The following is a 10217-nucleotide window of genomic DNA, read 5'->3' on the forward strand; positions in this document are numbered from 1 at the left end:
GATTACCCCAGAAGATGCAAGCGGCAACTACCTGCACTACGGTGTGCGTGAGTTCGGCATGGGGGCGGTCATGAACGGCATCGCCCTGCACGGCGGTCTGGTACCTTACGGTGCAACCTTCCTGATCTTTATGGAGTACATGCGTAACTCGATTCGCATGGCGTCGCTGATGGGCCAGCAGGTGATTTACGTGTTTACCCACGACTCCATCGGCCTGGGTGAAGATGGCCCGACTCACCAGCCCATTGAGCAGCTCACCAGCCTGCGTACCACGCCGAACCTCAATACCTGGCGTCCCTGTGATGCGGTCGAAACCGCCGCCGCCTGGGATGCGGCCATCAAGCGTCACTCTGGCCCCACGGCGCTGGTGCTGTCACGCCAGAACCTGCCCCACCAGCAGCGCACGAAGGCGCAGTTGGCGGCGATTCAAAACGGGGCGTATGTTCTTAAGGACAGCGAAGGAACGCCGGAGTTGATTCTGATTGCCACCGGTTCTGAAGTCGGCCTGGCCATGGACGCCGCCGCCGATCTTGAGCAGCAGGGCAAAGCGGTACGCGTGGTTTCCATGCCCTCGGCTTATCGCTTTAACGGCCAGGACGCCGAGTACCGCGAAAGCGTACTGCCCAAAGCGGTCACCAAACGTATCGCCATCGAAGCCGCTCACGCCGACTACTGGTACAAGTACGTGGGCCTGGAAGGCCGTGTAATCGGCATGACCACCTACGGTGAATCCGCACCAGCGGGGGATCTGTTCAAGCACTTCGGCTTTACCGTCGACAATGTGGTCAAGCAAGCCAACGAACTACTCGGCTAAGCCATGCCAGCACTCAGTGGCTTTCTATGGCTGATTAGCTACTGGCTTATCGGTGAAGTGGTAATCCACTTCACCGCTTTGCCGATCTCGTCAGGCGTGATCGGCATGTTGCTGCTCTGCGCTACGCTCGCCGTCCGTGGCCGTGTCCCTAGCAGCATTGCCGCTGCCGCCCAGCCGCTTATTGCGCTCCTCGCTATGCTGATTATGCCCGGGGTTGTAGGAGTGTTTTTCATCATCGGCGAACTGGCTGGGCAGTGGAGTGCCATTCTTATTGCCTTGGTGTTGGGTACGTTACTCAGCGTGATAACCACGCTGTGGCTGCTCAAGCGACTAATCGGGCAGCCGCATGTCCGCTGATACACCGCTGCTCACTTTATTAACCACCACCCCGCTATTTGCGGTGGGGTTAACGCTCGCCGCTTATTTGCTTGGTAGTGCTCTGTTCCAGCGTTTAAAGCGCCCTTCTTGGCTTCCCGCTATTTTGATCGCGGCGCTGCTACTGGCGGGAGCGTTAGCGCTGATAGGGCTGCCTTACGCTACCTATCAGCAGGGGGCCACATGGCTAACGGTGCTATTGGGGCCAGCCACAGTGGCGCTGGGTATGCCGCTTTATCAACAGTTGCCGCGGATTGTTGAATTATGGCGACCGCTGGCGATTTGTTTACCCATCGCCGCAACGCTGGCAGCTTGCTATTCACTGGCAATTGCTTGGTTACTGGGCAGCTCGGACACCATACTCGCTTCCATTGCCGCTAAATCGGTAACCGCGCCTATCGCTATCGGCATTACGGAACAGCTTGGTGGTACGGTAGCCCTGCTGTTGGGTGCGCTGCTGGTCACCGGGGTGATCACGATTCCCTGTGTCAGCCTCGCTGCGCGTTGGCTGCATATTGACGATGAGCGCTTGATCGGTTTCGCCCTGGGGCTTAACGGCCATGCCATTGGCACGGTAAGAGCATTTGAGATCAGCCCCACCGCTGGGGCTTTTGCATCACTGGGCATGAGCCTTACCGGTATTTTCACCGCAGTACTGCTGCCACTCGCCTGGCGATTAATAAGCATGGGCAGCTGATAGGCACCGGCAGTTAATAAGAATCGTCCGCTGAAATACGTTATCATCACAACGAGTTCTAGCCTATTTCGATTATTGTTGATTCACTTTTAAGAGCCACCCTTCTGCATGGCTAATTCTGCTCCCAGGTATCGCATCGCCATTAACGGTTACGGACGCATTGGCCAATGCGTGTTGCGGGCGCTCGTCGAGCGGCAACACCCCGAACTTGAAGTGGTCGCCATTAATGAACTCTCTGATCTCGCGACCATCACCTATCTAACCCGTTACGACACCACCCATGGCCGCTTTCCCGGTGACGTCGATAACGACGGTCAGTACCTTATCGTCAACGGCCAGCGCATCCAGGTACTCTGCGAACAAGATCCACACAAGTTACCCTGGAAGACGCTTGATGTGGATCTGGTGCTGGAGTGCTCCGGGAGCTTTAAAGATCGTGCCACCGCTGAGCTGCACTTAGCGGCAGGCGCTAAGCGGCTGCTGTTTTCCCAGCCAGCGGAAAATGATGTCGATGCCACCATTGTGTGGGGCATTAATGAAGGCGAGCTGGCGCTTTCCCAGCGCATACTCTCTGCCGCTTCGTGCACCACCAACTGCCTGGTGCCGCTGTTGACCGTTCTGGATGAAGCTCTCGGCCTTGAGCACGGTGTCACCACGACGATTCATTCGGCGATGAATGACCAGCCGGTGATCGATGCCTACCACCAGACCGACCTGCGTCTGACCCGCTCGGCAATGCACTCCATTGTGCCGGTGGATACCGGCTTGGCGCTGGGTATTAGCCGCTTGATGCCTAATCTTGCGAACCGCTTTGAGTGCCTGCACGTACGTGTTCCCACTATCAATGTCTCTGCCATGGACGTGGCACTCACCGTCAGCCGCGACACTCACCGCGACGATGTAAATAACCTGCTGCTGGCCGCCAGTCAGCAGCGCTTAAAGGGCGTGCTTGGCTATACTGAAGCGCCTATGGCGTCGGTTGATTTTAATCACGACCCTCGCTCAGGCATCCTGGACGCTACCCAAACCCGAGTGGCTGGCAAGCGCCTTATCAAACTGCTGTGCTGGTTCGACAATGAGTGGGGGTTCGCTAACCGTATGCTCGATATTAGCCAGCGACTGGCCAGACTTTCGACAGAAACGTAACCTATTTGCATTAACTGTTTATATTGAGTTCCACGGCCTAAACACGAGGAAACCGCTTCCATGAACGTAAAAAAGATGACTGACCTTCCCCTGGAAGGACAACGCGTGCTGATTCGTGAAGATTTGAATGTGCCTATCAAACATGGCCGCGTCTCTAGCAACGCCCGCCTGCGTGCCGCACTGCCAACCATCCAAGCCGCCGCAAAGGCTGGGGCGAAGGTGATGTTGATGAGCCATTTAGGGCGCCCCACCGAAGGCGAACCCGCCGAGGAGTTTTCCCTGGCGCCGGTGGCTGAACACCTGGGTGAACTGTTAGGCCGCTCAGTGCCGCTGATCAAAGCCTATCTCGGTGAAACGGTCGACGAAACGCTGGATCTCGTCAATGGCGACGTCGTACTGCTAGAGAACGTGCGCTTTAACAGCGGCGAGAAAAAAGATGATGAGCAGTTGGCGAAACAGTACGCCGCGCTGTGCGATATCTTTGTGATGGACGCTTTTGGCACCGCCCACCGTGCCCAAGCCTCTACCCATGGCGTGGCGCGTTTTGCCCCTAGCGCCTGCGCTGGCCCTTTGCTTGCCCAGGAACTCGATGCACTTGAGAAAGCGCTGGCACACCCGGCTCGGCCCATGGCAGCCATCGTCGGCGGCTCGAAGGTCTCTACCAAGCTGGATGTCCTCACCGCGCTGGCTGATAAATGTGATCAACTGATTGTCGGCGGCGGCATCGCCAACACCTTTATTGCCGCCGCGGGGTACAATGTCGGTAAATCACTCCATGAGGCTGATTTGGTGGGCCAAGCCAAAGCACTGATGGAGAAGGTCTCGATTCCACTTCCTACCGATGTTGTCGTTGCCACCGAGTTTTCTGAGTCGGCCAAGGCCGTTGTCAAGCCGGTCGACCAGGTGGCTGATAACGAGATGATTCTGGATATTGGCCCAGACACCGCTGCACATTTGGCCAGCATGCTTAAGGATGCAGGCACTATTTTATGGAATGGGCCTGTCGGCGTCTTTGAAATCGATCAATTCGGTAAAGGTACCCAGGTAATCGCCCAGGCTATCGCTGATAGCGCAGGTTTCTCTATTGCCGGTGGCGGCGATACCTTAGCGGCCATTGATAAATATGCCATTGCGGATCGCGTTTCGTACATTTCAACCGGTGGCGGCGCCTTTCTTGAGTATGTCGAAGGCAAGCAGTTGCCTGCCGTTGCTGCACTCGAAGCCGCCGCCAAACGCGGTTAACATTACACGACTTGAATCTAAACACTCACCATCGTTCAAACTGGTAGCTCAGTCTTTAAACCCACTTTTGACAACCCAGTCTTTACAACATAGATAAGGTAACTTCATGGCTTTGATCAGCATGCGCCAGATGCTCGACCACGCCGCCGAATATGGTTACGGCATTCCGGCGTTCAACGTCAACAACCTTGAGCAGATGCGCGCCATTATGGAAGCCGCTGATGCCACCGATTCGCCGGTCATCGTGCAAGCATCTGCCGGTGCACGCAAGTACGCGGGTGCGCCCTTCCTGCGCCATCTGATTTTGGCGGCCGTCGAAGAGTTTCCGCATATCCCTGTGGTCATGCACCAGGATCACGGCACCAGCCCTGCGGTCTGCCAGCGTTCTATTCAGCTCGGCTTCTCCTCGGTGATGATGGATGGCTCGCTGGGTGAAGATGGTAAAACGCCCACCGACTACGACTATAACGTCAATGTTACCCGCCGCGCGGTGGAAATGGCTCACGCCTGTGGCGTTTCCGTCGAAGGCGAGTTGGGCTGCCTGGGCAGCCTGGAAACCGGCATGGCCGGTGAAGAAGACGGTATTGGCGCGGAAGGCAAGCTGGATATGGAGCAACTGCTTACCGACCCAGAAGAAGCCGCAGAGTTTGTGAAAGCGACCCATGTGGACGCACTGGCGATTGCCATTGGCACCAGCCACGGCGCTTACAAGTTCACTAAGCCGCCTACCGGTGACACGCTCTCTATCCAGCGTATTAAAGAGATCCACGCGCGGATTCCGGACACCCATCTGGTCATGCACGGCTCTTCTTCTGTTCCCCAGGAGTGGCTGGAAGTGATTAACCAGCACGGCGGTGAGATCCCCGAAACGTACGGCGTGCCAGTCGAAGAGATCGTTGAGGGCATTAAGCACGGCGTGCGTAAGGTCAACATCGACACCGACCTACGCTTGGCGTCTACCGGTGCCGTGCGTCGCTTCCTGGCTGAGAACCCGTCAGAATTCGACCCACGTAAGTTCTTGAAAGAGACCGTTACCGCGATGCGCGATCTATGTATCGCCCGCTACGAAGCCTTTGGTACGGCCGGCAATGCCAGTAAGATTAAGCCGATCAGCTTGGAAGAGATGTTCCTGCGCTATGAGCGCGGCGAACTGGCTCCCAAGGTAAAATAAGCTTGTAATTGGCCCACTTTCGAAAAAGACGACCAACCGGTCGTCTTTTTTTGTGGCTAATTAAATAGATATTGCAATGCAGCATAGATGCGCTAACACTGGAGATGAGGTCACGATGTCTCGTGTTCCAGCAAGGAGGCCACAACGCTGATGAAACCCACAACTTCCCTTCCCCTAATGCCCACTCCCCCGGTAGCGATGTTCGATATATGGAAAGTCGGTATCATGGCCTTTGAGCTATGGTCGACGTCTTTGTCGACGATCACTATGCGAAATCATTTATGGCAAACACAGCCGTTTTTCAGCCCCAAAATGATGCAAGAAAATCAACGTATGGTCACCGAAAAACTCGAGGCCAGCATGGAAGCTGGCCTCGTCATGCAAAAAGCGCTGCTCAACTCAATGAGCGGCAAGCAGGCTCCCTGGTGGGTGACCAGCCAGCGCACAATGAAGCCTTACCATCAGCGTAGTAGCGCTAACTCGCGCCGACTCGCCAAGTAACGCTTAGGCACTGACGTTATGCATTATCGTCGGTGCCATCCTCGTCATCTTCGCTATTCTCTTCTTCGCTGCTATGAATGGCATCTTCTGGGCTGCCAGTGCCGCCCGTGCCCGCCTCTGGGTTTCGCTCTTCACTCTCACCCGATTCTAACTCGACGTCAGCTTCGCCCTCGCTAGTGGCTACTTCTTCGTTTTTCTCTTCTTCCTCTTCTTCTTCACGGACGCGTGCCTGTTCATCCGCGCCTTCGGAATCGCTAGAAGAAGCGCCTTCACCTTCATCACGCTTTACTGATCCCGCTTTAATGCCGTACTCCTCTTCAAGCGCTTCATCATCCAGAGGTTCGTGCTGTTCACCCTCAGACGCATGATTATCAGCAAACACATAGCCAGTGGTCGTTAATAAGGCAGCGCTAAGTGCAAAGGGTAGAAACCAAGGGGTTAATCGCATTAGGCATTCTCCATGTCGTGGTTATGAAAGAATAGTGCATCCCCACTATCTCTTCAGCGCAGCTGAGGCATTTCCATCGCTTGTACTACTGCGTCTGCTGACGCTAGATGGCCTACAACAGTAGCCAGCAAAATGAGTGTAGCCATTTAAGCTGGCTCAAGAGTCACGTTCAGGCAAGCAAAAAATAACAAAACAGTGTTCACAAATGACGTAAAATCCCGTTCAATAGCAGTATGGATGGCTTCAACTAACACTGGCAGTGCATCAGCCGCTGCAAGGAACCACAATGCCGCTCCCACTTTTGCTGTTTGACTGTGATGGCACTCTTGTCGATAGTGAGCCGCTACTGGCTGAAGAGATGGCTGCCGGGCTCAATTCAGTAGGCCTGCCTTTCGCGTCTACTGATTATCTTGGCGAATTTCGTGGAGCGCGCTTTCGACGCATCGTTGCTGAACTGCAACAACGCTACGGTAACGTTGACCCTGACCAGCTTGACCGCATGGAAGTCTCTATGCGAGCCAATCTAGCCACCCGGCTTGCCCAAGAGCTGACCACCATCCCCGGCGCCCAAGAAGCGCTGGATACTCTGGCGGCTTATCCCAGTGCAGTGGTTTCTAATGGACCTGAAAGCAAAATTCATACGGCTTTAGAAGCGACAGGGCTCAGCCACTACTTCGGTAAACGTTTTTTCAGTGGCTATACCGCTAATTGCTGGAAGCCCGAACCCTGTTTACATCTACACGCAGCGAGTATCATGGGCTATTCAGCGCATGACTGCATTGCCATAGACGATGCCTTAGTAGGCGTACGCGCGGCGCTTCAGGCGGGAATGACGGTGATCCACTTAAACCGTTTCCCGGATGCCGAGACAACGCCTGAAAACGCTATCATGATTAGTAATATGTATCAGCTACCCGCTGTAGTGGAACGACTCACCCGTGAGTATTGGCAAACCCCTGTGCCCCAACACTCAATTGGAGGATAAACATGGCCTCTTTACGAGACCAGCTCGGTGGGCTGGTTTATTCCACCGAACATGGCAAAACCTGCCCCACTTGCCGCGAGCCACTCAATGACTGCCACTGCGATGATCTGAGCGAACAGCAGCGGCTGGCGGCGCTTGATGGCGTAGTACGCATTCGCCGCGAAACTAGTGGCCGTAAAGGTAAAGGCGTAACCACCGTCAGTGGCATTCCTCTGCCTGGCGAAGAGCTTAAAACGTTAGCTAAAACGCTTAAAAAGCGGTGTGGAACGGGTGGGGCAGTTAAAGAGGGTATTATTGAAATTCAAGGCGACCACCGAGACACCCTGCGTCAGGAGTTAAGCGCCCTTGGCTACCAAGTTAAACTCGCTGGGGGTTAGCCTCTACGCCACTATAACTTTCCATCGGGGCTTACCATCGGGTAAGTCGCTATAGAGCAAGGCACTGCAATGGCTTGGCTGGAATACGTGCTACCCCTAATTTTTTTATTCCCCATGGCGGCAATGGCCAGTATTGTCCTCGCGCTGCGCAGCCTGCACGATGCTCGCGTTCACTCTCCCTTCAACGTCCCCCTTCATGAGCCGGGCCAAGCGCTACGGCACCGCCTTGACCAAGCGTTTTCCAGCCTTTTTTTAAACGGTGCATTAGGGCCCATTATCAGCCTCGCCCCGCTAGTTTACGGAATGGGCCGTATGTTGTTTGTGGATAAACAGGATTGGGTTGAGTGGGCGCTGTATGGGCTACTTAGTACGTTGCTGGTACTGACTTTTTCATTATTGCTGGTACGCGACTATCAGCGTATCCGACGGCTAAAGTTAGGCTTAGCCTGTGAGCTCGCCGTTGGCCAAGAGCTGGAGCGCTTAGTCCGCCCTGATGCACACCCTTACTATGTATTTCACGATGTGCCTACCGATAGCTTCACGATCGATCACGTCGTAGTAACGCCCCATGGCGTATTTGTGGTTGAGACACGGGCAAGAACACTCGCTATCGGCACCGATGGCAATGAGCTCAATACAGTCGCGGTGGAACGCGAGCGGTTGCGCTTTCCCCATTGGCAAGAGCGTCGGCCACTGCATAAAACTCGCCAAGGGGTTAACTGGCTGACTCACTGGTTAGAGCGGCGCTGTGGCGTGCCCGTCCCGGTACGGGGCGTATTGGTGCTGCCGGGTTGGAAAATAGATAACAGCGAAGCCGCTCCTGATATTTTAGTGGTCAGCGGGGACACGCTTGCTAAGCAGCTGACCGAGCTGACCCCAGGCCCACTCAACGATGCCATCCATGACAAGGTCATTAATGTGCTTCTTGAGCGCGCTCAGTTGATGGAGTTGAAGCACCTGAGCCAACCTTCGGTTTAATTAAACAGTACTCAATCACCGCGCAGTCGGCCGCCCATCTCCTGGGCTAGATCCACCGCGTAGTGGTCTGTCATCCCACCGATAAAGTCCAGCATTCGCCGATAGCTATCGTAGAGTGACCAAGATGGCAGGGGCGTGTTTTCACCTATCAGGGCCAGTACACGCTGGTGTTTAAACGATGAGTGCCCTGTGTGGTGAAGCTCGTGTGCAGCGCCAATAAAGGCTTCCAACAGGATACCCAGTGTCGTATAGGCGCCAATCTCGAGCTTCGCCTTACGCTCATTCTGGAAAATGCGCTCTCGAGCCAACTGCTTCGCCGCTTGAACGCCCCATCCCAGGTCAGGGTGGCACAACTCCAACAGATCCTCACTGAGTGTGCCGCTCAGCAGGGCCTGCTCGTGCTGCACAAACACCGTGCCAACATCATTGACCGCGCGCTCCATCGCAGCTCCTCGCAGCAGTGCAATGCGGCGCCGCTGTGACACATTACGATCTTGCATTTCGGCATACTCGGGCGGAAACTCTCCGGCAATTTGGCGCAGTATTTCGACAACCTCTTCATAGCGCAAGATGCCCATCTCCAAACCATCTTCCAGATCCAACAGGGCATAGCAGATATCATCTGCCGCCTCGACCAGCCACGCCAGTGGATGGCGACACCAGCGCTGCTCGCCTTGGGGCAACAACCCTACCGCTTCAGCCACCTCTTTGAGCAGCACCTGCTCTGACTGATAGGCGCCAAACTTGCCCGCTCGACCACCATAACGAACCGTCCAAGGGTATTTAAGCAATGCACCCAAGGTGGCCGCAGAAAGCCGCATACCGCCATTAAACTGGTTATATTCGATCTGGGTAATCACCCGAAAACCCTGGGCGTTGCCTTCATAGGTCAACAGATCTTCGCGCTCAGCGTCTGAAAGGCCTTCTAACAGGCCACTGCTTTGAGCGCGCTGAAACCAATCACGGATTGCATACTCTCCCGCATGGCCAAAAGGGGGATTCCCGATGTCATGTCCCAGGCACGCTGTTTGGACAATGACGCCAAGGTCAGCAGGCGTAATCCATTCAGGCAGGCGATCGCGCAGCAACTCCCCCACAATCATGCCCAAGGAGCGACCTACACAGCCAACCTCTAGCGAGTGAGTTAGGCGAGTATGGATATGATCGTTTTCGGTTAGCGGATGCACCTGGGTCTTGCGCCCTAGGCGTCTAAATGAACCTGAGAAAACAATACGGTCGTGATCTTTATGAAACGGGCTACGACCGATTTCACGGGTACTTGTTGAGCGTTGATCGTGAAGACGACGTGGGGAAAGTAACTGTTCCCAGCGCATCTGAGTCATGGGCATTCCTCCTGAGGAGTGCATTCTGACATAAAACGCCGGAAAACCGTACGTTATGGTGAGTGGTGAGTGGTGAGTGGTGAGTGGTTTCTATTCACTATTCACAACTTACCCTTCACCCTGCCACGCAAAAAAAAAAA

The 10217-nt window shown here is 55.0% G+C and carries 12 protein-coding genes; 10 read left to right on the plus strand and 2 right to left on the minus strand.

Annotated elements, in window-relative coordinates:
• From HALTITAN_RS24250 to HALTITAN_RS24280, 7 genes are all read left to right on the plus strand, one after another.
• Positions 1 to 814, plus strand: an 814-nt coding sequence (locus tag HALTITAN_RS24250; protein ID WP_039860934.1) for a transketolase-like TK C-terminal-containing protein, incomplete at its 5' end; no start/stop codon positions are given.
• A gap of 3 nt (positions 815 to 817) precedes the next feature.
• On the plus strand, positions 818 to 1171 hold the full coding sequence (locus tag HALTITAN_RS24255; protein ID WP_027958960.1) for a CidA/LrgA family protein: 354 nt from the start codon (positions 818 to 820) through the stop codon (positions 1169 to 1171).
• Positions 1161 to 1886, plus strand: coding sequence for an LrgB family protein (locus HALTITAN_RS24260; RefSeq protein ID WP_009288691.1), 726 nt, complete (start codon positions 1161 to 1163; stop codon positions 1884 to 1886). Before HALTITAN_RS24255 ends, HALTITAN_RS24260 begins: the two co-directional genes overlap by 11 nt.
• Positions 1887 to 1994: 108 nt before the next feature.
• Positions 1995 to 3032 (plus strand): type I glyceraldehyde-3-phosphate dehydrogenase, encoded by a 1038-nt coding sequence (locus HALTITAN_RS24265; protein WP_009288692.1) that lies wholly within the window; start codon positions 1995 to 1997, stop codon positions 3030 to 3032.
• 60 nt (positions 3033 to 3092) lie between these two features.
• Positions 3093 to 4274, plus strand: coding sequence for a phosphoglycerate kinase (locus tag HALTITAN_RS24270; protein ID WP_009288693.1), 1182 nt, complete (start codon positions 3093 to 3095; stop codon positions 4272 to 4274).
• 106 nt (positions 4275 to 4380) lie between these two features.
• Positions 4381 to 5445: a class II fructose-bisphosphate aldolase gene (fba, locus tag HALTITAN_RS24275; protein WP_009288694.1), complete on the plus strand. Its 1065-nt coding sequence runs from the start codon at positions 4381 to 4383 to the stop codon at positions 5443 to 5445.
• 150 nt (positions 5446 to 5595) lie between these two features.
• Positions 5596 to 5946 (plus strand): hypothetical protein, encoded by a 351-nt coding sequence (locus tag HALTITAN_RS24280; protein ID WP_027958962.1) that lies wholly within the window; start codon positions 5596 to 5598, stop codon positions 5944 to 5946.
• A 16-nt stretch (positions 5947 to 5962) separates the two neighbouring features.
• On the opposite strand, the gene HALTITAN_RS24285 is transcribed toward HALTITAN_RS24280, so the two are convergent.
• A complete protein-coding gene (locus HALTITAN_RS24285; protein WP_027958963.1) occupies positions 5963 to 6394 on the minus strand; it encodes a hypothetical protein in 432 nt (143 codons plus the stop codon).
• A 286-nt stretch (positions 6395 to 6680) separates the two neighbouring features.
• On the opposite strand from HALTITAN_RS24285, the gene HALTITAN_RS24290 reads away from it, so the two are divergent.
• The 3 genes from HALTITAN_RS24290 (at position 6681) to HALTITAN_RS24300 (ending at position 8734) form a co-directional block, all read left to right on the plus strand.
• Positions 6681 to 7379, plus strand: a complete 699-nt coding sequence (locus HALTITAN_RS24290) for an HAD family hydrolase (RefSeq protein ID WP_027958964.1) — start codon at positions 6681 to 6683, stop codon at positions 7377 to 7379.
• Positions 7380 to 7381: 2 nt separating this feature from the next.
• Positions 7382 to 7756 carry a translation initiation factor Sui1 gene (locus HALTITAN_RS24295; RefSeq protein WP_027958965.1) on the plus strand — a complete coding sequence of 125 codons (375 nt, stop codon included), beginning with the start codon at positions 7382 to 7384 and terminating at the stop codon, positions 7754 to 7756.
• 69 nt (positions 7757 to 7825) lie between these two features.
• Positions 7826 to 8734 (plus strand): nuclease-related domain-containing protein, encoded by a 909-nt coding sequence (locus HALTITAN_RS24300; RefSeq protein ID WP_009288695.1) that lies wholly within the window; start codon positions 7826 to 7828, stop codon positions 8732 to 8734.
• Positions 8735 to 8745: 11 nt separating this feature from the next.
• Here HALTITAN_RS24300 and HALTITAN_RS24305 read toward each other — a convergent pair whose 3' ends face one another.
• Positions 8746 to 10077, minus strand: coding sequence for a deoxyguanosinetriphosphate triphosphohydrolase (locus HALTITAN_RS24305; RefSeq protein ID WP_039860938.1), 1332 nt, complete (start codon positions 10075 to 10077; stop codon positions 8746 to 8748).
• Between the last annotated feature and the right edge of the window lie 140 nt (positions 10078 to 10217).

The organism is Vreelandella titanicae BH1, assembly GCF_000336575.1.
Classification (GTDB): domain Bacteria; phylum Pseudomonadota; class Gammaproteobacteria; order Pseudomonadales; family Halomonadaceae; genus Vreelandella; species Vreelandella titanicae.